Below are 18,990 nucleotides of genomic sequence, written 5' to 3' on the forward strand. Positions count from 1 at the left end.
CGAATTGCCCATCACCAGGATACCCGATGAGTTTTAATGATTTTCAGCCTCGGGGCGCAGTTGTGTCAGTCACAGCGACCGCGCCACGTATAACTAATGGACAAAGCAATGATCTCAACACGTTCAGCATTGGAGTAGTAATCCTGTTCATACTAGCAGGAGGCTTCGTGTACGCATTTTTATTACGGAAAAAATAACGGGTAACGACCACACTGGACTACGATGCTCCAGTAAGGGCCTTGTCGACGTTAAAACTCTACTGGCTGGCTGGGGCCTGGTCGGTGGACTTAAAAAATGGCGGGACAGTGTGGGCGCGAGGATTTGACGGGAATGAAGTGTTTGGAATAGTAGAATATACGATGTCGAAGCGGTACTCGTAGAGCTACCCATTAAAGATGTCGTAGCGATAAGCGGTAAACGAAAAAAATATTAGAACCTAATTTGTGGAACACGACGATAATATAAATATAAAAAAAATCATGGGGCGGCTAACGCCGTCCTGTTTATAGTATTATCTCGATGTCGAGCTCTTCGGCGAGCTCCTTGTACCTGTTCCTTATGGTCACCTCGGTGACGCCGGCCACGTTGGCGACCTCCCTCTGCGTCCTTCTCTCTCCGCAGAGGATGGAAGAGATGTATATGGCCGCCGCCGCCACGCCAGTCGGGCCTCTCCCGCTGGTCAGCTCCTTTTCAGCCGCCTGCCTGAGGATCTCGACCGCCCTGCTCTGCACCTCGCCCTTGAGGTTCAGGCCAGAGCAGAACCTCGGCACGTAGTCAATAGGCGAGGTAGGCATAAGCTTGAGGCCAAGCTCCCTCGATATAAACCTGTAGGTACGCCCTATCTCCTTCCTGCTAACCCTGGACACCTCGGCTATCTCGTCGAGCGTCCTGGGCACACCGTTCTGCCTGCACGCGGCGTACAGCGCCGCAGCGGCGACGCCCTCTATGCTCCTGCCCCTTATAAGGTTCTTGGTCACGGCCTTCCTGTATACTACGGCTGAGGTCTCCCTTATGTTCCTGGGCAAGCCCAGCGCAGATGCCATCCTGTCAAGCTCGGATAGGGCGAACGCCAGGTTACGCTCCGTAGCGTTGGACACGCGGATGCGCCTCTGCCACTTCCTCAGGCGGTAAAGCTGAGCCCTGTTCTTGGATGAGATTGACTTGCCGTAAGAGTCCCTGTTCCTCCAGTCGATCATCGTAGACAGGCCCTTATCGTGAATGGTGAATGTCATCGGGGCGCCCACACGGGACCGCTTCATGCGCTGGTCGTGGTCGAAGGCTCTCCACTCTGGGCCCATGTCTATGAAGTCCTCGTCGACCACGAGGCCGCACTCGTTACAGACCAGCTCAGCCCTCTCATAATCGTGGACGAGCTGGCGGGAGCCGCACTCCGGGCACTCGACGATGCGTTCTTCGGTCTCCCCGGCCTTCTCGACTTCCTTCCTGGCCTTCTCTATGGTCTTCTCCTTAGGGATCTCTTTCCTTTCAATTTCTCTTATCTTCTCTATCTCTGCCACGCTTACACCTTCTATGCCGTGTAGACTCGGTCATTTATGAGCGCTTTAACCTTTGACGCGGGAAAGCCCTTCGATAGCTTTACCGATGCGTATGGGCGATTTTCCGGGCCAAAGATGTCGTAAACGGTGCCGATTTTCTCCATTTTTTTGGTCAACACGCTGCTGTTTACTTTCGGAAGTGAGCCTTCATCCAAGCGGACAATGAGGTTGCCATGTGTCGATAAATGTAATGCCTTGCCAAGTCGCTTCAAAAATCGTCACTTCCAAAACTATAAATAGTCTCGCCTAATAGTATATAAACTTTACGTAATGCTTAATAAGCTTCGCTATCTATGCCATGTAAATGAGCCGCTGACCTATTTTCTCTTTTTAAGTATGCTTGATAATAAATCTTTCGAGTTATGTAGGGCGGCCATCGCCTCTTCTTTCGAGAGCCCGGAGCCTCGCGCTATTGCCCGGGCCTTCTCATCATTGATGAGGTCTTCCGGGGAGTGCGTGTCCGTATCGACCACGAGCCTTGCGCCCGTCTCTTTTGCGGTGCGGGCCACGTGCCCGTTGGTCACGTTGTGGCCGTACCTTGCCGTTATCTCGAGGCATATGCCGCTGGCCGCGGCGAGCCTCGCCTCCTCCTCCGTTATGAAGCCGGGGTGGGCCAGTATGTCCACGTCCTCGCACCTCACCGCAGCCAGATTCGTCCCCGGTGCCACAGGCTCGATGGGCGACTCGCCATGTACCACGACTATCTCTGCGCCTTTCTCCTTTGCCATTCGAGCGAGCTTCGCTATATACTTCGGGGGCACATGGGTTATCTCCACGCCTGCCAAAACGCTAATATCGTATCCCTCCTCCAGGTAGCGGGCCTTCTTCGCACCCTCCAGCAGGAACTCCAGGTTAGTAAAATCCGCGTGATCCGTGAGCGCTATAGCGGTGTACCCATTAACCTTTGCGCGTCTCACCAGCTCGCTTGGCGTCAATTCCCCGTCGCTAAAAATTGTATGAGTGTGAAGGTCTATCATCATAATGACTATAATAGGCTATTATTTATGCTTAATGGGCTTATTGCTTGCCGCCCCTAAGCCTTATGATCTCGACGCCAATTTTATCCAGCAAGACTGTCTTCGGCCCTACGTTATCTATCGTTACCCGGCCCTCCTTGTCCCACCAGGTAGAGGGGTGTGCCTTATCAGCCTCAATCTCCGGGTGCAGGCCCAGGCTCTCCGCCGCCCGCTTAATCTCAGAAACCTTAGGGGCCCTGACCGAGCACTCTTTTCTAGTAAGCCTACCCTTACTCCGGCTATAGTTCAAGTCCAGATAGATGGGCCAGACCACTATCCTCTTGCTCCGCTTCATCTCCTCTTTCTGCATCGACTATAGATAGCCTCTCATCAACTATTTATCTTTCCAGCGCATACAATATAATTTATAACGATTTTTACTTAACAATGAGCAATACCTATATATCATTAAAAGAATAATATTTGATTGCCAATCAAATGTAAAGCCTGTTGAACGCGGTATAGCTGTTGAACAGTTGAGTTGTTGAACGCGGTACAGCGGTTGAATGGGTGTAGCATATGAGCGAAGGCCCGCGGCGAGCCTCTAATCGCCGCAAGACCTAAACCTTCCTCATCAGCTCGTCCGCCTTTTCTGAAGCCACCTTTATGGCCTCGTCAACCGTCTTCTGGTCAACCTCGACGGGGCGGCTCGTGACGAGACGAACCTCGATGGTCACCTCGCCCTCATCCAGGCCAACCACGATATCCAAATCCTCGATAAGCTTGGGCGGGACGACAGAATAGATGTACTCGAGGGCGGCGTTGTACACCGCCTCGACCACTTGCTCATCCAGCATATACAGTTAAGAGGCCTCTTTACCGCTAGGGCCCTTCCCCAGGGCTGCCTTAAGCTGTTCCTGAAGCTGGGTAAACCGGGCCTGGATACGCTCCTCCTGCCTGGCAAGCGACTTCAGCCTCACGTCAAGGGAGTCCTTCTTCTCCTCAAGCTCCTTCAAGACCTCGTCCTTTTTCGCCTTTATAAGCAACTCGCCGGCTGCCTTATACACGACGGCATCCTCGCCCGTCTTCTTAAGCTCCTCCAGCGCCCTCTCGGTCTCCCTCAAGACCATCTCAACCTGGGACTTCTGCTGCAAGAGCGCCTGCGCCTGCTGCTGTATCTGCTGCAGCTGGGCAAGCTGGTTCTGGATCTGCGGTGGCAGTTCATTCATGATATCACCTGCTAACTAAAATCTTATGAGCGTTCAGCATCTCTTCGGCTATCCTCACAAGCCGCAGCCATGTGTTGGCCGCCGCCCGAAGAGATACGATGTCTTCGGCCTCCACAAATAATCTCAGCAGGCCTCCCTCCTGGGTGAGCTCGACTCTCGAGCGCTCCGAGGGCGAGGCCTGGAGCTCGGGTTTCAGGGCCTCATACACCTTTCCTGTCAGGGGGCCAAACTCGAACTCGACGAACAGGGTATGCATTATATTGCTTTAACCCTCTTTATGGTGGTCGGCCGCTCCTTCACGAGCACGCGGTGCCCACAGTAGGGGCACCTGACGCCGCCATACTCCTTATCAAGCTCCACGACATGCTTACAATGGGCACACTTATAGACCATTACATGCTCACCCTTGGGTCTCAGTGGCCTTCTTGATGTTCCTGGCCATCGCCTTGCCGGCCATGGTCTGGGGCAGGTATGTCCCGCCCGCAAAAGTGTACTTGCACTTGGTGCAGGCCCATATCCCCGTGCCCTCCCGCCATACAGACATGCGCCCACACTTCGGGCACTTGAAAGCCTGCCTCATGTTCTCTTCTATCTCGGCGACGAGCACCCTGGACTTGCGGCCATACCTTGGGCCGAACCTGCCGGCGCTCCTCGTCTTCCTGCCTTTCGCGGCTCCTTCAACCATTATATTTCCTCCAGCTTTTCTCTGATAACGTTCGCCTTCTCTTTTGCGAGGTGTACTATATACTTCACTTTTTCGGGGGTCAGCGTTCCAACGCCGCTCTTCTGCATCCCAGCCAGGGCCCCCTCTTTATTTGTTATTACGGTGAGCTTGCACGATGCCACGTTCTCCTCGTCAAGGCTCGGGTCCAGCATGATCGCGCCGCCAATGTCCACTGCGGTCACGCCAATTGGGATGTCTCGCAGGGGCAGCTTGACGTCTTCGCCCAGGCCGAACCTAGAGTTCGGTATCACGGTGTTCATCAGCGCCGCGATGGCGCCCAGCGAAGAGGCGTCCATGAGGTTCCCATCATGGTCGAGGACGTGGACGTCTATGAAGACCATCCATACTTTCTGACCACTTTCAATACATAACTTAGATAAATCAATTGCGCCTGATTCGCGGACTCCCCTGTCCACGACCCTTGCAAGCTCTATAGCGTCCTCACGCGGCGGGCCTGCCTCGAACGTAGGCGAGGCTAATGGCACAAGCTCGAGGTTTGTGATGATTACGCCGCTGTCGGGGGCGTCCGGGAAAGGCTCGCCTGGCTGCACCTTGATGCCGACGACCACCTGGGATTCGCCTATCTTAACCCTGGCCGAGCCCTCGGCCTTGCTAATGACCCCGACTTCCACCGAGATGGGCCTGAACTCGTCGAACTTCCTGCCGTCTGCGCGGTCGCCCTGGTTCGCCAGGCTATAGATGTAATCCCTCTTTATCTCCGCTATGACGTCCTCACTCATTGGCCTCGCCTCCGTCAGCATGGGCCTCTTCAGCGGGAGAGACCATCTCGCCGTACTTCTCTATCAGGGCCTGCCTCTGCATCTGGTGGAGCTTCTTACACCCCTCTATGGCCATGTCCAGCGCCCTCCCGAACTCCTCTTCGGTCATGTGGCCGTCCATCTGGCAGAGGGTTATCTCCCCGAACTGGTTCATCGCCACGGGCAGGTCCGCCTGGCCGTAGTTATCCTCGTCCTTGTTAAGGTCGAGCACCAGCTCGCCGTCCACCTTTCCAACCGCGCACGCAGATACCAGGCACCTCATGGGTATCCCGGCGTCCGCGAGGGCCACCGAGGCGGCGTTTATCCCCGCAACCCTCGTGCCTGCATCCGCCTGAAGGATCTCGACGAAGATGTCTATGGCCGACCTCGGGTATAGCTCCTGCATGATGACCGACTCGAGGGCCTCCCTGCTCACCTTCGATATCTCGATGCTCCTCCGGTCCGGGCCAGGCCTCTTGCGCTCTTCCACCGAGAACGCGGCCATATTATACCTGTATCTCACTATCGCCCGCGAGGCATTCTGAAGATGCCTCGGGTGTACCTCCCTGGGGCCGTACACCGCGGCCATCACCTTGTTGCCTCCAAACTCTAAGTAGCATGAGCCGTCGGCCCTTTTAAGCACGCCGGCCTTGAACCTGATGGGGCGCAACTCGTTTAGCCCTCTTCCGTCCAGCCGCTTCCCATCCACGATTAACTTTTCTGGCTTGGTCATTTCGTATTCCTCAGCTCTTCAAGCTCTTTGCTAATAAACTCCTTTATCTTATCCGTTAACCCTGAAGTGTGTGCCTCGTGCTCGATCTTGAATATCGCCCGTATGGCGATATCCACCCTCTTCTCGTCGCCCTTAAGCCATATCCTGCCGTTCTGCCCCACGAAGATGCTAACGTTGAGGTCCTTCTTTAGCATGCTTATCATCGAGCCGTTCCTGCCTATCACCCTGGGAATCTTGACGTGGGATATGTCCACGACCCTGCCCTGTTTCAGGACCTTCAGGTGCTCGTCCCTCATCGTAAGCTCGACCTTCATGGAGGGGTCCACGTCCGCGACCCTGGCTATTATAAGCTCGCCCACGTGCAGGCACTTGCTCATGTTCGCAGGGTCAACGCGCTCAGGGTACTCTGAGACATGCAATAGCCCCTCGTATGGGGAGTTGATGTCGATAATCCAGTTGGAGAATGTGACATCGACCACTTTACCTATGACCAGGTCTCCCCTTGCGGGTATGTATCGCCCGGATAGCGGTATGACCCTGATATTGGTCCTACGGTCCACGAGGCCATAGTTAGCGGAATACACCCTGCCGCCCTGCACGTAGGTCCCGCTGCCGGCAAGCTTCGGATCCTCGCCGAGCAGGTCGCCCGGCACAACTATTTCCCGTTCCATGCTTTCATTCCTTATCTCAATAACCTGGTCTCCGCCTCGCCCTTCGAAAGCCTATTCACGAGGTCGTAGAACTCCGGCTGCATGCCGGCGGGTATCTGAACGACGCCTATCCAGGAGCCGTCATTCTGCCATTCATCCTTGACGAGCCTGCCAAACTTTGAGACCTCGCCGAACGCCCTTGCCGCGTAGCTCGCCGGCACCTTCACGGCGATCTTGACCTCCTCGAACCTTATGGGGATGACAGGCCGGATGGCCTTCATTACCACGTTGACGTTCTCCTCAACCGACTTTGTTAGGTCGATGTGCACTCCCGCCTCTTCCATGGCCCGCTCAATGCGTGCCGGGGGGTGAGGGGTCATTGTCTGCGGATTTATGGCGTTCCTGGATATGAAGCTGACGACCTGGCGCCGCTTCTCTTCCTGCATCCTATGGCGCTGCTCTGCGGTAAGGTTGATCTCGCCCTCTCTTATGATTTTGCGGGCGATCTCTGGTACGCTTGTGGTGCCGAAGGCCTTAATCAAGTCTTCTTCCGGGACCCGGTCTCCCCTGGAGGCGTTCTCAAAAACGTCCTCCACGGCGAGAACGTCCTCCATCTTGACGTCCGCGCCCTTCTTGAGCTCGTAGGCCTTTTCGGGGTCCACCAGGATCTCGAAGTGCCCGCCGTGCGTCTTAAGCCTAGCGACGACTGCCTTATCGAGCGTCACCATGCCGATGCGCCTCTATTCTTCGCCGCTTCTCCTGGCGGGCTCCGCCCCGGGCTTCGCCACCCCGGCCTTCTCGATGTATGCCTTTACCTCCGCTTCGGACAGCTTTCTAAACTTTCTGGTAGCGACGTCGATTACGCCTATCTCGATCGTCGGGGCCTCGCCCTTTGACTCCATCGACTTGTAGAGGGCCTCTATGCCTAAGAGTATCACCTCGTCCATGCTCATGCCGGGGTCGTAGCGGTTTTCGAGCATCTCCATGACCGTATTCCTGTTGGCGCCTATGGACACTGCCTTGTATTCGTATAGCGCGCCCGACGGGTCGGTCTCGAACAGCCTCTGGCCCGTCTCGTCGATGCCCGCTATCAGCAGCGCGCTGCCGTATGGCCTCACGCCGCCGTACTGGGTGAACGTCTGTATGTGATCCGATATCTTCTTGGCGAGTATCTCGATGCTTATTGGCTCGCCATACGTGATGTGGTTGATCTGGGCCTCAACCCTCGCCCTGTCCACCAATGCGCGCCCATCCGCCACCAGCCCCGAGGCCACGGCCCCTATGTGGTCGTCAATCTTAAAGATCTTCTCGATGGACTCGGCCTCGAGCAGCTTGGTCGAGATGCGCTTATCGACGATCAATGCGATGCCATCCTTGGATTTTAAACCCATGACGGTGGCGCCGCGGCGAACGGCCTCCTGGGCATAATGGACCTGGAAAAGCCTTCCATCCGGGCTGAATACGGTAATGGCCCGGTCATAACCCATCATCTGGGGTGTCATCTGCTGCATCTTTCTTTTCACTCCTTTAATGACCTTAAGTCAAAAGAGGTCAGGCCGACATAGTGGACGTTGGCCCGTTTTAGCACCTCTTTATCGTCCGGAACTATTTCTAGCTCATCTCCTCTCTTCCTCACCACCGTTCCGGACACTTGCTCGCTGCTAATCGGCTTAGAAAGGATACTAGTGGGAGATATATTTTCCGAAGGGATATATTTTTCTGTAGCTGCCTTGATGGTGCCCGCCACCCCCAGCACCCTTATAGCGGCCCGGCTTCCTTTTATTGAGCATACGGTGGCCATGGCCGCGCGGGCGAGCTCCACGCCTTTGAGGTTTACCCTCATTATTCCTCTAAATCCGTTGAAGTCCATGAGCCTGTAGCCGATCTCACAGCTGCCGACGTCGCCCAGCAGGGCCTGGGTGGCGAAAAAGACCTCATCAAGTAGGGCCTTCCTCTCGACGGGCTCGCTCTCGCATGCGACCTCGAATGCGATGTACCGCTTTTTCTCTCTCAGGGACGATGGCAGGATTTTCATGACTCTCACCAGGCGGAGAATAATAGAAGCGTCCTTCTATTTCAATTATTCTGCTTCCTATTGCGTCCTGCTGAACGCATAAGCCCCTATTATGGCCATTACGATATCGAATGCGATGATTATCAATACCTCGTAGTAGATGGGCATCCCATGAAGATTCGACGCCCTCGAGATTGGCGCGACCAGGGTCTTCCTTATATAGTTTTGCCGTCTATTTTATGAAGTGGCATGGAGCGGAGAAGCCTTTACATATATGCGGCGTTTTTCATAGCGGTGGCGGTGCTTCTCGTCGTCGCAGTATCCGACTATTATGCCATCGCGTCGTTGAGGAATGAGATAAGCCTCTACGAGAGGCAGCAGGCGGAGCTCTCCCGCTTTGTCGCCTCCACGTATGGGGCTGACATGGAGGCGGCCAGGAATGCATGGGTGTCAGCTAACCAGCGCGAGTACGTCTCCCTACAGAACCAGGGCATCATCGTAGAGGCGGACACTATTGCGACGCAGGGCTTCACGCTGATACTGGACCTCCAGGACCCGTCAGGGACTCGATTGGATAATACTCCTGGGAGCTCGGCTCCAGGCGAGGCAATAGTCTACCTCGGCCAATACTACAGGGATAACATGACCAGGGTCCCCGGCTGGACGGCTGCATACAGGGTAAACTTGACAACCCACCAGGTGGCCGGCCTCACCTCGCTGGCAGCCCAAAACGCCGCATATCAGTATTATAAAAACGTGCTGGCCTCAACCATATACGAGAAGCTCGGCGTCTCAAGCGACGCCATATCGGGCAACAACGTGAGGCACATAGACTGCTCATACCTGCCAGAAAGCGGGAACTGGGTGGACGTGACGGAATACCGGTATTCGCTTAAGAACTCTGGCCTTAAGCCCTACCTGCTCATAAAGACTTACGTAAACGCGACCAGCATGAACGTGGCAGGCGTAGACGTCTCGATGCCGTATTACAGCAGCGTGACTCGCATAGACTATTGAAGCGTCCTGCCATCGCGGCGATACTCCCGGGCCCGCCTCGCCTTGTACTCGTCTATGATGCCCAGGAGTCGTTCTTCTCTGCTCCTCCTCTCCTGGTCGGCCGCCTCTTCCTTCCACCTTTTCATTGCAGCCTCCAGCCTGCCCGGGTCCAGGACGGCGTACCCATCCACGAACTTTAGGGGGACGTCTTCCCTGGATAGGACCGGTACCCCGGCCTTAAAGAACTTCTCCTCGGCGAGGTGGGACATGGGCGTGCCCTTGATGAGCGCCTTCACGCCACGCTCAATGAGCATGGACGCGGCCTCCATTCCGCCTCCCGCGTCCCTTATAAAGATGACGTCCCCGGCCTTGATGCCAAACTTCCTGTCGCACTCCAGGATGGCGTCCCTTGAGAGGCTCTCTATCACCTTCACGGGCGCCTTATCCCCCCTGAACTCCATGGCACGGATGTCCTTCAAGCGGTCGATATTGGATTGTAGCTCTGCGTTCCGCCTCTTCAGGCCCGACACTTCCTTTTTCAGGCGGGATATCTCGCCGTCCCTTATGGCCACCTCCCTGGCCTTGCGGGCCTCATCGAGGCCCTTGCTCTTGAGCCGGTCGATGACCCTCTCCTGGGACTTTAGCCTTAGCTCGAGGTGCTTAAGCTCGCGCTTCAGGTCGCTCACGTACGCTCGCAGGTGCTCCACCTGCTCATCCTTCCTCCTTAGCTGTGCCCTGAGCTCCTCAAGGCGGCCGTCCACGTCTGTCTCGGCCTGGGCGGGGGCTTTGGGCTTTTCCGCTATCGGCGGCGCCGTGAGCATGTCGAGCGCCACCTCGACTGGCTTGCCCTCGAGGGCCAGCGCCTTAACGTCTCCGGAAAGGTGGGATGGCGTCTTCTTATCTATCTGTGCGAACTTGTTCTTGTAAGCGTTAAACGCCTTAACGGCAGCCGCAAGGGCGTCCCTCTCGTGGTCATTGCTATAGCCGAGAGGCCTTGCCAGCCTGACCTTCTCCTCGACGGGTATGCGCTCGTTGGGGGTGAAAAGCACCGCGTTGAACGTCCTCTTTATCTTTTCCACGGCGGCGGGTGGCGGGACCACGTCGGTGGCGATGACCACCGGCCTGCCCATCTCGCTTATGTGCTCGATTATATCGGGCACTGACGACACCCTCGAGCTCGAGACCTCGACGAGCTTCCCATTAAGGTCAAGGATGGCGACCGCTGTGGTGGTCCCCGGGTCCACCCCCACTATGATGTAGTCCCGCTTCTTCTTCTCGAGCGGTATGAACTCGATGGCCTCCTTCTCCACGCTTGTGACCGTTACCTGGACGTCCTCCTCCCTGGAGCTGTGTATGCCCAGCTCAGAGCGCCTCGCATTCACTATAAAAGTGCCGTTGACGTATCCCCCAAACCCCTCGGTGATATGCAGGTCATAGACCCTGTCCTTGAGCTTTGCCTCTATCTCCCTGACCTTCTCCCGGACCCTGCCCTGTACCTTTCGCCTGTACCTGTTCTGGCTCCACCCGCCCCTACCCGGCGACCTACCCCTGCTCACCTTTATCAGCGTCTTGTCCTCGAATACCGATACTATATACCCCACGCCCATTGAGGCGAGGCAGGCAGCCGCAAGGGCCTCCTCCTCGGGCACCATTGGGTTAAAAGAAATGCCATTCTCCCTCCCAAGCTTGGTAAGCGGCTCCTGGTGCTCGTTGCCCGTCACCTGTACGAGCTTGACCTCTGGAGGCAGCCGCCTCAAAAAGCTCACCAGGTCTTTCTTGTTCTCCGCCAGCTCGGTTATGCTGTCCACCGCGAGTATTCCAGGGCGGTATTGCTTTATCAGCCTCAGAAGCTTGAAGCGGCTTACAGAAGAGTACTTTTCCACGTTGCCGTTGAGGATGGCGACCGCGTAGTGGGGTGCCTCCCTGGAGCGGCTTGACCCTTTTACTATATCTACGCCGAATATGGTTTGAAGCGCCATTTTGGGGTTCTATATATTATTTTGTATCAGGAGTTCAATAAGTTTTTCCTGCATGAAAAAGGCTCTTTTACTTATTGGGGAACTTGCTAAGCAACCCCCAAAAAGTTATGGGGACTTCGTAGCATGCTCGTAAGCAAGCTCTAAACGATATGGCGATAAGGTACTGGGTCCATGATAAGTTGGGGTGCCACCTATGCCATATCATACATTTCCGCAGAACTGATACGGCCAAGCCCGAAAAGTCTTATCGAACGCCATTATATTAAATCAGTTAGATTCTCAGAAGCTTTTTTAATTCTATCTCTATATTCTTCCAAACCGATAATATAGAAAGTAATAGGTGCATTCTTTTTTAATTCAAACTGGGATACATCATCAAAGTCTACGATTTCACCATTCTCTTTCTCAACTAATATCGGTGTTTTATCGGCTTTATAAAATTCGTTCGAGGATTTGTATAGGGGGTTATCGATTTCAACTAGATAGGATATGATGAAGTCCTTTTCGCAATTACACTTTTGAGCTATGCTCATTTCCAGCTTTTCAAGGTATTTGCCACTGGCTAGCTTATGTCTAAGGCCAACATTTTTAATATCGCTTATATTAATCCCATATCCTGCTTTCATCAAACGCCTATTGTCTAAATCATCGATTAATCTACATGCATTACTTTTACTACATAATAATTTTTGAAATAGTCGGTTATCGTCCATTGATAAATAATAGTCTAGAAAGCCATCATTTTTCATATCTAATAGATTCTTATCCAGGACCCCTTCTCTAATTGCAATCATAATTGCGCGTTCAAACATTTTATCCGCAATTAATCTGGCATGATGAAAATACACTTGAGTATACATCAAATATCTTGCAAGCCTATAGTTTTCTACTGCTTCTTTTCCTTTTATTAATATAACAAGGTCCGACCTATCTCTTTCAGTTTTTTTACTGATTGTATGCAATATACGCTCTAGGTCAAAATTTCCATAAGCAACGCCTATGTGATGAGAGTCTCTTCTTAGATAGTCGAGCTTATCAGCATCAATGTTCCCGGAGATTATTTTGCTATTGACCGTATCATTATATTCATCAAATAATGCCAGTATACTCTCTTTTCTTTTACCTAAAACATCCCCTATCTCTTTATTCTCAGAAATTATTTTGCGGGTAACGTCCTCATGATTGATATTAAGGCCACAGTTCGATAATGCCGTTTCGAACACATGGGACATCGGCCCATGGCCAATATCGTGTAAAAGAGCTGCAAAGCGAGCATCTATTATCTCTTCTTCTGACAATTCTAGCTTTTTAGCCATTAGCGTCGCAACGTGCATAGCACCCAGCGAGTGCTCAAACCGGGTATGATTTGCGCTAGGATAAATTAAATGGGTATTTCCTAGTTGTTTTATTCGCCTTAACCTTTGAACAACTGGCGTATCTAAAATTTTAAGCTCATCAGTAGTGATGCCAATATAGCCATAAATAGGGTCTCTTATAAATTTTTCATAGTGAATCATATTATGTACAAAGGTTAAGAGCCTGGAGTAGGCCTATAGCTTTTTCCACTTTAGGCTTTGATAATTTCCAACCGAACGAGCTTGCCATTTCAGTAATTTCATTAATCATCATTGGCTTCTTTTTACTACTAAGGATGTAATGAATTTTGGCAGCATATGAAAGCGTGTTTACATCTAAGTCGGATATTTTTTTACACGTATTCACGATACAATTGATTTTTTCATAGTCTGGTTCATGCTCTTTAATCAATTGCTCAGCCAGCTCTTTTCCATCCTCAGTTAGGCTATATACATATCTTTTCCACTCGACAGAATCAGCATCCATCTTACCATTAAAGACGTCAAGATTCTCATCTATAAAATTCAATTTGACTGCTGATTCTATAGTCCCCATCAGTTCTGAGCTATAAGGCCCATAATAGTAAGGTCTATATTTTGCTTCTATCACTCCAGCTATAGACTCAAAGTACAGCAACTTTTGAATGGCTGTACGTCCAGAAATTTGGTTATTAGCCGCTTTTATTGTAAGCACTATAGCGTCTAAAAGGTCTATCATAGATACCTCAGGCGATTATTATCCTTTCTTATATTAAGGTATGGTAGAGTTATAAAACTTAGTTGTGTGCGTAACGAAAATAATTGATACAACAAGTATCATGGCAGTTTATTTTACATGTAAGGCCTCTTAATGGTAGGATTAATGTTGAATGGGTTGAAATAGTTAATATTAAAGAAAATTGGCTTTAGATGTGAATCGTTTAGAGAGCGTGAATTATGAGTTGGTCGTGGCTTATTTGAATTGCCTGTTTGGGCAGCTGTACAAATAAGAATAATTTGAACTTTAACTTGCTAATCGTTATGGTGCCCGTGTCGCAGATCGAATATGTAGTTGCGCATGAGCTTTGCCACATCAAGCATAAAAGCCATTCTAAAGAATTCTGGCAATTGCTAAAGCTGGTCATGCCCGACTATGAGCTTAGGAAGGATAGCCTTAGAAGAGATGGGTGGAAATACGCCTTATAATCGAGACCAAATTTATCGAGTACGCCGCATCTTAGCTATCAGCGCCGCCGTGGCCCCTGCGTTGAAGCCGTTGTCTATGTTGACGACGACCAGCCCTGGAACGCATGACTGTAGCATGGTGGTTAAGGCGCCTATGCCTCCAGCGCCCAGCCCGTAGCCGATGCTGGTGGGCACGCCGATGACCGGCACCCCTACCATCCCGGCGACCACGGAAGGCAGCGCACCCTCCATGCCGGCAACGACGACCACGCAGGCCACGTCCTCCTTTATCATCTTCTTAAGAGGCTCAAGGAGGCGATGAATACCAGCGATGCCCACGTCGTATCCCTTTATGACCGAGCAGCCCATCACCTCGGCAATGGCGGCGGCCTCCTCGGCCACTGGGATATCCGAGGTGCCAGCTGTAAGGATGCCAATCTTACCAAGGCTCTCCCCAGAGCAGCCCCGCCTATCCACGATAATCATCCTGGCCTCAGGCTTAAAGGCCACGCCCTCCCCGCCAATCCGCCTCACAACCTCGTCATAATACTCGGCCGAGGCCCTCGACACCACGATGATGTCCTTCTTATTAACCACCCGCTCGACGATCTCGCCAACCTTCTCAGGCTCCTTGCCGCTGGCATAGACCACCTCGGGTATGCCAGACCTGCACTCGCGGCCCATGTCAAAAACCGTATGGTTGCCGATCCTCTCAACATAATCCAGCCTCAAAAGCCGCTCCGCCTGGTCGATGTCAATTTCCCCGCTGACGAGCTTTTCAAGCACTTCACGGGCATCCAAAACACATCACCCTTAATAGTCGCGCTCGACAAGGAATAGCCCGATAGCATTTAGCTTATCCATCGGAGCCTTATACAATTTAAGCCCCTCGAACTGAGACATGGCCTCATCCTTATAGCGCTTGGCCTCTTTCTGGGCGAATTCAAGGGCGCCTGCCCTGGTCAAAATATCGAAAACGCGGGCGATATCGCCATCAGTAAGATGCTCCTTCCCATAAATCCTCTTCAGCTCATCCCTTTCGGGCGAAGCCTCCATGGCATAGAGCACCGGCAAAGACTTCTTCTTATTCCGGATATCATTCTTAGCAGACTTGCCGGTATTCTCGGGGTTGCCCCATATGCCCAGTATATCGTCACGTATCTGGAAGGCGATGCCTATCTTGCGGCCGAAGGCCTTAAACCGCCCAATAATACTTTGGTCCTCGGTGGCCACCATTGCGCCTATCGCCGTCGAGGCCTCGATAAGGGCGGCGGTCTTCCCGCTCACCATCTTAATATACTCATCCACAGAAACGTCGTCCCTCTCCTGGAACTCCATGTCCATGTACTGGCCCTCGCAAAGCTCTATCACCGTCTCGTTGAAGAGCCTCATGATGCTGACCATCATCTCCGGACTGACCGTGCCTTCAAGCTCCAATAGCGAGAGGTTCGCCACGATATCCATGGCGTCCCCGGTGTTTATTGCCTGGGGCACGCCCCAGAGCTTCCACAGGGTATCCCTGTGCCGGCGCTTCTCGTCGCCATCCTCTATATCGTCATGTATTAGAGTGAAATTATGCAGCAGCTCCACCGCGGCTGCCGCCGGTAGGGCCTTCCTGTAGTCATTACACACGGCCTCGCACGCCAGCAGGCACATCGTGGATCGCAGGCTCTTCCCTCTGGGAGCCCTGCACTCCCTAAAATTCTCGTCAAGCCACCCCAGGTGGTACTTCATCATGTCATATAGGTGGCCCACGCTTTTCCTTTTCTCGAATAACGCCCTCATCTGGGCGTCCGTATATGCCGAGTACTCCTCTAGAATAGGCGTGACTGCATCCACCATGGTTTTCCCTGCGATTTCTCACTTGGCGTATAGCCCTGCAGATATTAAAACCCTTCGAAACCTGGAGATAGGAGCTAGCCTTCTAGTCGACAAAATTTATTTATACTGTGTGTCGCTTTTTTGCATTGATGATGCTCAAGTTCAGGCTTTTCGCCAACTTTAGGGAGAAAGCGGGCAAAAAGGAAATAGCGCTGGACGTCAATGGGGACACAGTCATGGATGCGGTAAGGGCGCTGATAGAGGCATACCCGGGGCTGGAGCCACTCATGCTACAGGAAGGGAAAATAAAGCCTTACGTAAACGTACTGGTTAATGGCAGAAGGGCGGAGCCATCAGACAGGGTAAAGGATGGAGACGAGCTGGCCATATTCCCGCCCGTGTCCGGAGGATAAGCCTACTTCTCGAATTTTTGGACCTGTATGGGGTCTATGGTGGCGTCTATCACCAGGTCGAAGGGCACCTTATCGTACCACCCGGCCTTCTCGAACATGGCCATGAAGCATATGCCCACAACCTTTCCGCCCGGCTTGAGGATGGCCCTGACGCGCTCTGCAGCACCGGCGGCGTCTACCTTGCTGCCGGGCATGGAAAGGCCGCCAAGCAATACGACGAAGTCCGCCCCGTTCGGGTCCGCCGCCCCGCCGGCCTGCATCCCTATCCCCGGAACCTGCCAGAGGGAGCGGGTGTCATCCAGGATGGCGTCGGGCACAAGAACCATCTCAACCCTATCATTTCTGATAGTATAGGCGAACAGCTCGATGAAGGGCACACACGTGCCGGCGCTGCCCATGAATACTATCTTGTTAGCCGGCTGCATGCCCAGCGCAGCCATCTGCGCCCTGAAGGTCTTAAGCAAGGGCGACAGCCCTTTCGTGGTCTCAACGACTTTATACATCTAATCCAGCCTCTTTAGCTCTTTTGAGTTCATGACCGCTGCCAGCGGTATTATCCTCGTTTTTATCCCCATCTCGGCGAGCGCTGCGAACGGGTTTATGCCCGAGTAGCTGGCGATGCCGCAGGTGCCCGGCTCGACTGGGACGCCCAGGAGGGGCCTCACGCTCTCGCACGCCGAAAATATGCCGTACACCTCCGCGCCCCTCAGCTCTTCTATGATGCCCAGCGCTTTTTCCCTGGCGTTAATCGGTATCTCCCTGACGTTGGCCAGGGCGTTGCCCGAGCCGGTCTCAAGTACCTTCAGCACGGACGTCATCTTTCGGGACACGAACACGTTCATTGGGTTGATGGACGTGCCTCTATAATCTATGATATCTGTGAAGCGCTCGGCCTTATTATCCCTGACGCGTATGATGCCGCCATACTTTAAGCTGACGGGTATGCCTCTTTTTAATAAGACCCCGTCTATGGTGATGCTGCAAAACGTCGCTATGGCCACCTGGCCTTCCGGCACATCGTTCTCTAGTATCTCCTGGCCCTCGTCGACCACCTTGAGGCGAGGGCTTATCGCGTATCCAGCCTCGACCACCTGCTTTAAGACTTCCAGCGCCTTATCGCAGTCAGCCTTATTGATGTAGCAGATGTTGACCACTGCGTCGCCCGTATTCGCAGAAGGGTCGAAGGTGGTCCTGAACTCGTAGTCCTCTATCCTCGTGGAGATAAAGCCCAGGCGGTCAGTTACCAGGGCGTGCTTTAGCTCCTCCTCGCCGAGCGGCGTTATGACCCTCCCAAGGTAGCCGTGCTTCTTCGTGAAGCCCCGCTCGTCGAGCATCCTGAGGTGGTAACGAGTTGCCCGCTCGCCAAGGTTATAGCCTCTCCGGTTGAGCTCCTCGGCTATCTTCCTGGCCCCGACCTCGCCGTTCGACTCGCTCAGTATCCTCAATATCTCGATCAGCTTGCGCTGTGTCTCTGCGTCAGGCATCTCTCATCTTTCCTGTACCAAAATAGAATAGCCTTCCAGGTTTTATAATTTGCCATATCCTGCTAATTTGTGTCAGGCTATCGGTAGATTTTTAACTCGCCCAGCATGGCGTTGATCCTCGGCTCTTTTTCAAGCATGTCCGCTATGTGGGCTCCTTTTTCCGTTAGCCTATAGCAGATGATCGCGTATCCTCCCACATGGGTTTCTGCTCGTTCCAGCAATCCCATGCCTATCAGAGAGTCCTCGACTTTGTACCGTCTCCCGTCGCCCATGATGGCTCCGAGTATGTTGCTTGCGCAGACGTTCAAGCCCTTTTGCAGCTCTTTTAGGCTCGCCTGCCTGAAGAAGCTATGAGCGATGAACATGAGCACTACGACGCGTATTTTGCTTCGCCTTAATGACTTCATGACCGCTTCGTCGCTTGCATCCATACCCTTTAAAGTTATATCAAATAGACATAAATATCTTATTATGAAATAGCTCATCAACCAAGTAATAAAAATATTATTATAGTGCCATATGAGCAATTGCAAACCGATACTCGCATGTGCTAGCAAAAAGTATAAGCATAAACTAGTAGTTATAACATTTTATGCAAGCGCCTGGCCAACCAATATAGACGGAAAACTGGCCAGGCGTCTTGTCCAACATAGTTGGAGGTATAAAAATATGGATTTAAAGTATTTAATACCATTGGCACTTTGCGGCCTGATAGTAATGGCAGTAATGCCCGCATACGCACAGGATTGGACCCTTAATGCGCTTGAAACGCGGGCTAATACCGGGAGCATGCCGACGATAACGGGTGACTCGACAGTCCAGAGACAATTGTACCATGCCGGCGATACGATCACCTGGGATAATAAATGGTATAACGCCGATTCTGGGCACCCATGGCGCAGCATAGCAGTAACGAGCAGCTCATTTACCGGTTTCACGAGCACCACTGCTAACGATCTTGGAGAGCTATACTATGGCGAGATCCAAACATTCAGAAATAATAAGGTTCCGGTGAATAGTAATCCCAACCCATATAATGACTATTTCGCCAGGTCACACAACTATGGGTATACGGATAATCCGTTTATTAATTGCGACATAGTAGGCCTGCAAACACAAGTAAATTGAGTTATTATTTTTTTAATTTTTAAGGAGATA

28 protein-coding genes are annotated in these 18,990 nt (G+C 52.6%); 5 read left to right on the forward strand and 23 right to left on the reverse strand.

All coding sequences use genetic code 11. The features are described 5' to 3' along the window. The first annotated feature begins 62 nt into the window (after nucleotides 1-62). Nucleotides 63-197, forward strand: a complete 135-nt coding sequence (locus MTC_RS13730; RefSeq protein ID WP_272941616.1) for a hypothetical protein — start codon at nucleotides 63-65, stop codon at nucleotides 195-197. Between the two features lie 306 nt (nucleotides 198-503). Here the strand turns inward: MTC_RS13730 and MTC_RS04295 are convergent, their stop codons facing one another. The 15 genes from MTC_RS04295 to MTC_RS04365 form a co-directional block, all read right to left on the reverse strand. Next, nucleotides 504-1,508, reverse strand: a complete 1,005-nt coding sequence (locus tag MTC_RS04295; protein ID WP_394296119.1) for a transcription initiation factor IIB — start codon at nucleotides 1,506-1,508, stop codon at nucleotides 504-506. A 20-nt stretch (nucleotides 1,509-1,528) separates the two neighbouring features. Then, nucleotides 1,529-1,768: an H/ACA ribonucleoprotein complex subunit GAR1 gene (locus tag MTC_RS04300; RefSeq protein WP_014405456.1), complete on the reverse strand. Its 240-nt coding sequence runs from the start codon at nucleotides 1,766-1,768 to the stop codon at nucleotides 1,529-1,531. A gap of 105 nt (nucleotides 1,769-1,873) precedes the next feature. Then, the gene (locus tag MTC_RS04305) at nucleotides 1,874-2,533 is read right to left on the reverse strand and encodes a histidinol phosphate phosphatase domain-containing protein (protein WP_048189539.1); all 660 of its coding nucleotides are present in this window, start codon (nucleotides 2,531-2,533) and stop codon (nucleotides 1,874-1,876) included. A gap of 40 nt (nucleotides 2,534-2,573) precedes the next feature. Further along, the gene (locus tag MTC_RS04310) at nucleotides 2,574-2,882 is read right to left on the reverse strand and encodes a signal recognition particle subunit SRP19/SEC65 family protein (RefSeq protein WP_014405458.1); all 309 of its coding nucleotides are present in this window, start codon (nucleotides 2,880-2,882) and stop codon (nucleotides 2,574-2,576) included. 250 nt (nucleotides 2,883-3,132) lie between these two features. Continuing rightward, entirely contained in the window at nucleotides 3,133-3,369 is a 237-nt protein-coding gene (locus MTC_RS04315) for a DUF3194 domain-containing protein (protein ID WP_014405459.1), read from the reverse strand. 6 nt (nucleotides 3,370-3,375) lie between these two features. Then, nucleotides 3,376-3,741, reverse strand: coding sequence for a prefoldin subunit beta (locus MTC_RS04320; protein WP_014405460.1), 366 nt, complete (start codon nucleotides 3,739-3,741; stop codon nucleotides 3,376-3,378). A 4-nt stretch (nucleotides 3,742-3,745) separates the two neighbouring features. After that, the gene (locus tag MTC_RS04325; protein WP_014405461.1) at nucleotides 3,746-3,997 is read right to left on the reverse strand and encodes a KEOPS complex subunit Pcc1; all 252 of its coding nucleotides are present in this window, start codon (nucleotides 3,995-3,997) and stop codon (nucleotides 3,746-3,748) included. Continuing rightward, the gene (locus MTC_RS04330; protein WP_014405462.1) at nucleotides 3,997-4,134 is read right to left on the reverse strand and encodes a DNA-directed RNA polymerase subunit P; all 138 of its coding nucleotides are present in this window, start codon (nucleotides 4,132-4,134) and stop codon (nucleotides 3,997-3,999) included. The genes MTC_RS04325 and MTC_RS04330 overlap by 1 nt, the downstream gene beginning before the upstream one ends. A 7-nt stretch (nucleotides 4,135-4,141) precedes the next feature. Next, nucleotides 4,142-4,426, reverse strand: coding sequence for a 50S ribosomal protein L37ae (locus MTC_RS04335; protein ID WP_014405463.1), 285 nt, complete (start codon nucleotides 4,424-4,426; stop codon nucleotides 4,142-4,144). Beyond that, a complete protein-coding gene (gene rrp42 / locus MTC_RS04340; protein WP_014405464.1) occupies nucleotides 4,426-5,205 on the reverse strand; it encodes an exosome complex protein Rrp42 in 780 nt (259 codons plus the stop codon). Before rrp42 ends, MTC_RS04335 begins: the two co-directional genes overlap by 1 nt. Next, the gene (gene rrp41, locus MTC_RS04345; protein ID WP_014405465.1) at nucleotides 5,198-5,956 is read right to left on the reverse strand and encodes an exosome complex exonuclease Rrp41; all 759 of its coding nucleotides are present in this window, start codon (nucleotides 5,954-5,956) and stop codon (nucleotides 5,198-5,200) included. The genes rrp42 and rrp41 overlap by 8 nt, the downstream gene beginning before the upstream one ends. Next, the gene (gene rrp4 / locus MTC_RS04350; RefSeq protein ID WP_014405466.1) at nucleotides 5,953-6,627 is read right to left on the reverse strand and encodes an exosome complex RNA-binding protein Rrp4; all 675 of its coding nucleotides are present in this window, start codon (nucleotides 6,625-6,627) and stop codon (nucleotides 5,953-5,955) included. Before rrp4 ends, rrp41 begins: the two co-directional genes overlap by 4 nt. Before the next feature lie 11 nt (nucleotides 6,628-6,638). Continuing rightward, a complete protein-coding gene (locus MTC_RS04355) occupies nucleotides 6,639-7,334 on the reverse strand; it encodes a ribosome assembly factor SBDS (protein ID WP_014405467.1) in 696 nt (231 codons plus the stop codon). Nucleotides 7,335-7,346: 12 nt separating this feature from the next. Then, nucleotides 7,347-8,117 (reverse strand): archaeal proteasome endopeptidase complex subunit alpha, encoded by a 771-nt coding sequence (psmA, locus tag MTC_RS04360; RefSeq protein ID WP_014405468.1) that lies wholly within the window; start codon nucleotides 8,115-8,117, stop codon nucleotides 7,347-7,349. Nucleotides 8,118-8,125: 8 nt separating this feature from the next. Next, on the reverse strand, nucleotides 8,126-8,641 hold the full coding sequence (locus tag MTC_RS04365; RefSeq protein ID WP_014405469.1) for an Rpp14/Pop5 family protein: 516 nt from the start codon (nucleotides 8,639-8,641) through the stop codon (nucleotides 8,126-8,128). A gap of 228 nt (nucleotides 8,642-8,869) precedes the next feature. Here MTC_RS04365 and MTC_RS04370 point away from each other — a divergent pair, with 228 nt between their 5' ends. Further along, nucleotides 8,870-9,637, forward strand: coding sequence for a hypothetical protein (locus MTC_RS04370; protein ID WP_014405470.1), 768 nt, complete (start codon nucleotides 8,870-8,872; stop codon nucleotides 9,635-9,637). Here MTC_RS04370 and MTC_RS04375 read toward each other — a convergent pair. The 3 genes from MTC_RS04375 to MTC_RS04385 form a co-directional block, all read right to left on the reverse strand. Then, a complete protein-coding gene (locus MTC_RS04375) occupies nucleotides 9,631-11,595 on the reverse strand; it encodes a DUF460 domain-containing protein (protein WP_014405471.1) in 1,965 nt (654 codons plus the stop codon). The two genes, MTC_RS04370 and MTC_RS04375, sit on opposite strands and share 7 nt — an antisense overlap. A 257-nt stretch (nucleotides 11,596-11,852) precedes the next feature. Then, a complete protein-coding gene (locus MTC_RS04380) occupies nucleotides 11,853-13,112 on the reverse strand; it encodes an HD domain-containing protein (protein ID WP_014405472.1) in 1,260 nt (419 codons plus the stop codon). 1 nt (nucleotide 13,113) lies between these two features. Further along, on the reverse strand, nucleotides 13,114-13,668 hold the full coding sequence (locus tag MTC_RS04385) for a hypothetical protein (RefSeq protein ID WP_014405473.1): 555 nt from the start codon (nucleotides 13,666-13,668) through the stop codon (nucleotides 13,114-13,116). Between the two features lie 251 nt (nucleotides 13,669-13,919). Here MTC_RS04385 and MTC_RS04390 point away from each other — a divergent pair, with 251 nt between their 5' ends. Continuing rightward, entirely contained in the window at nucleotides 13,920-14,135 is a 216-nt protein-coding gene (locus MTC_RS04390; RefSeq protein ID WP_048188982.1) for a M48 metallopeptidase family protein, read from the forward strand. A 12-nt stretch (nucleotides 14,136-14,147) separates the two neighbouring features. Here the strand turns inward: MTC_RS04390 and larB are convergent, their stop codons facing one another. Further along, the gene (gene larB, locus MTC_RS04395; RefSeq protein ID WP_014405474.1) at nucleotides 14,148-14,915 is read right to left on the reverse strand and encodes a nickel pincer cofactor biosynthesis protein LarB; all 768 of its coding nucleotides are present in this window, start codon (nucleotides 14,913-14,915) and stop codon (nucleotides 14,148-14,150) included. A 12-nt stretch (nucleotides 14,916-14,927) separates the two neighbouring features. Next, nucleotides 14,928-15,956 carry a polyprenyl synthetase family protein gene (locus MTC_RS04400; RefSeq protein WP_014405475.1) on the reverse strand — a complete coding sequence of 343 codons (1,029 nt, stop codon included), beginning with the start codon at nucleotides 15,954-15,956 and terminating at the stop codon, nucleotides 14,928-14,930. A gap of 128 nt (nucleotides 15,957-16,084) precedes the next feature. On the opposite strand from MTC_RS04400, the gene MTC_RS04405 reads away from it, so the two are divergent. Then, nucleotides 16,085-16,348: a ubiquitin-like small modifier protein 1 gene (locus tag MTC_RS04405; RefSeq protein ID WP_014405476.1), complete on the forward strand. Its 264-nt coding sequence runs from the start codon at nucleotides 16,085-16,087 to the stop codon at nucleotides 16,346-16,348. Nucleotides 16,349-16,350: 2 nt separating this feature from the next. Here the strand turns inward: MTC_RS04405 and MTC_RS04410 are convergent, their stop codons facing one another. The 3 genes from MTC_RS04410 to MTC_RS04420 all read right to left on the reverse strand — a co-directional run bounded on the left by MTC_RS04410 (nucleotide 16,351) and on the right by MTC_RS04420 (nucleotide 18,263). Continuing rightward, nucleotides 16,351-16,851: a DUF2124 domain-containing protein gene (locus tag MTC_RS04410; RefSeq protein WP_014405477.1), complete on the reverse strand. Its 501-nt coding sequence runs from the start codon at nucleotides 16,849-16,851 to the stop codon at nucleotides 16,351-16,353. Then, the gene (locus MTC_RS04415; RefSeq protein ID WP_014405478.1) at nucleotides 16,852-17,832 is read right to left on the reverse strand and encodes a DUF128 domain-containing protein; all 981 of its coding nucleotides are present in this window, start codon (nucleotides 17,830-17,832) and stop codon (nucleotides 16,852-16,854) included. Nucleotides 17,833-17,909: 77 nt separating this feature from the next. Further along, the gene (locus tag MTC_RS04420; protein WP_014405479.1) at nucleotides 17,910-18,263 is read right to left on the reverse strand and encodes an archaellum operon transcriptional activator EarA family protein; all 354 of its coding nucleotides are present in this window, start codon (nucleotides 18,261-18,263) and stop codon (nucleotides 17,910-17,912) included. Between the two features lie 238 nt (nucleotides 18,264-18,501). Between MTC_RS04420 and MTC_RS04425 the strand changes: the two genes are divergently transcribed. Beyond that, the gene (locus MTC_RS04425) at nucleotides 18,502-18,960 is read left to right on the forward strand and encodes a hypothetical protein (protein ID WP_014405480.1); all 459 of its coding nucleotides are present in this window, start codon (nucleotides 18,502-18,504) and stop codon (nucleotides 18,958-18,960) included. Nucleotides 18,961-18,990 lie beyond the last annotated feature (30 nt).

Origin of the sequence: Methanocella conradii HZ254 (assembly GCF_000251105.1) — an archaeon.
Taxonomy (GTDB): domain Archaea; phylum Halobacteriota; class Methanocellia; order Methanocellales; family Methanocellaceae; genus Methanocella; species Methanocella conradii.

Bases quoted from the DNA above. Each gene is read 5' to 3' on its own strand.
- MTC_RS04305 (WP_048189539.1), bottom strand. From the start codon at position 2,533: ATGATAGACCTTCACACTCATACAATTTTTAGCGACGGGGAATTGACG.
- MTC_RS04310 (WP_014405458.1), bottom strand. From the start codon at position 2,882: ATGCAGAAAGAGGAGATGAAGCGGAGCAAGAGGATAGTGGTCTGGCCC.
- MTC_RS04315 (WP_014405459.1), bottom strand. From the start codon at position 3,369: ATGCTGGATGAGCAAGTGGTCGAGGCGGTGTACAACGCCGCCCTCGAG.
- MTC_RS04320 (WP_014405460.1), bottom strand. From the start codon at position 3,741: ATGAATGAACTGCCACCGCAGATCCAGAACCAGCTTGCCCAGCTGCAG.
- MTC_RS04325 (WP_014405461.1), bottom strand. From the start codon at position 3,997: ATGCATACCCTGTTCGTCGAGTTCGAGTTTGGCCCCCTGACAGGAAAG.
- MTC_RS04330 (WP_014405462.1), bottom strand. From the start codon at position 4,134: ATGGTCTATAAGTGTGCCCATTGTAAGCATGTCGTGGAGCTTGATAAG.
- MTC_RS04335 (WP_014405463.1), bottom strand. From the start codon at position 4,426: ATGGTTGAAGGAGCCGCGAAAGGCAGGAAGACGAGGAGCGCCGGCAGG.
- rrp42 (WP_014405464.1), bottom strand. From the start codon at position 5,205: ATGAGTGAGGACGTCATAGCGGAGATAAAGAGGGATTACATCTATAGC.
- rrp41 (WP_014405465.1), bottom strand. From the start codon at position 5,956: ATGACCAAGCCAGAAAAGTTAATCGTGGATGGGAAGCGGCTGGACGGA.
- rrp4 (WP_014405466.1), bottom strand. From the start codon at position 6,627: ATGGAACGGGAAATAGTTGTGCCGGGCGACCTGCTCGGCGAGGATCCG.
- MTC_RS04355 (WP_014405467.1), bottom strand. From the start codon at position 7,334: ATGGTGACGCTCGATAAGGCAGTCGTCGCTAGGCTTAAGACGCACGGC.
- psmA (WP_014405468.1), bottom strand. From the start codon at position 8,117: ATGCAGCAGATGACACCCCAGATGATGGGTTATGACCGGGCCATTACC.
- MTC_RS04365 (WP_014405469.1), bottom strand. From the start codon at position 8,641: ATGAAAATCCTGCCATCGTCCCTGAGAGAGAAAAAGCGGTACATCGCA.
- MTC_RS04370 (WP_014405470.1), top strand. From the start codon at position 8,870: ATGGAGCGGAGAAGCCTTTACATATATGCGGCGTTTTTCATAGCGGTG.
- MTC_RS04375 (WP_014405471.1), bottom strand. From the start codon at position 11,595: ATGGCGCTTCAAACCATATTCGGCGTAGATATAGTAAAAGGGTCAAGC.
- MTC_RS04380 (WP_014405472.1), bottom strand. From the start codon at position 13,112: ATGATTCACTATGAAAAATTTATAAGAGACCCTATTTATGGCTATATT.
- MTC_RS04385 (WP_014405473.1), bottom strand. From the start codon at position 13,668: ATGATAGACCTTTTAGACGCTATAGTGCTTACAATAAAAGCGGCTAAT.
- MTC_RS04400 (WP_014405475.1), bottom strand. From the start codon at position 15,956: ATGGTGGATGCAGTCACGCCTATTCTAGAGGAGTACTCGGCATATACG.
- MTC_RS04405 (WP_014405476.1), top strand. From the start codon at position 16,085: ATGATGCTCAAGTTCAGGCTTTTCGCCAACTTTAGGGAGAAAGCGGGC.
- MTC_RS04410 (WP_014405477.1), bottom strand. From the start codon at position 16,851: ATGTATAAAGTCGTTGAGACCACGAAAGGGCTGTCGCCCTTGCTTAAG.
- MTC_RS04415 (WP_014405478.1), bottom strand. From the start codon at position 17,832: ATGCCTGACGCAGAGACACAGCGCAAGCTGATCGAGATATTGAGGATA.
- MTC_RS04420 (WP_014405479.1), bottom strand. From the start codon at position 18,263: ATGGATGCAAGCGACGAAGCGGTCATGAAGTCATTAAGGCGAAGCAAA.
- MTC_RS04425 (WP_014405480.1), top strand. From the start codon at position 18,502: ATGGATTTAAAGTATTTAATACCATTGGCACTTTGCGGCCTGATAGTA.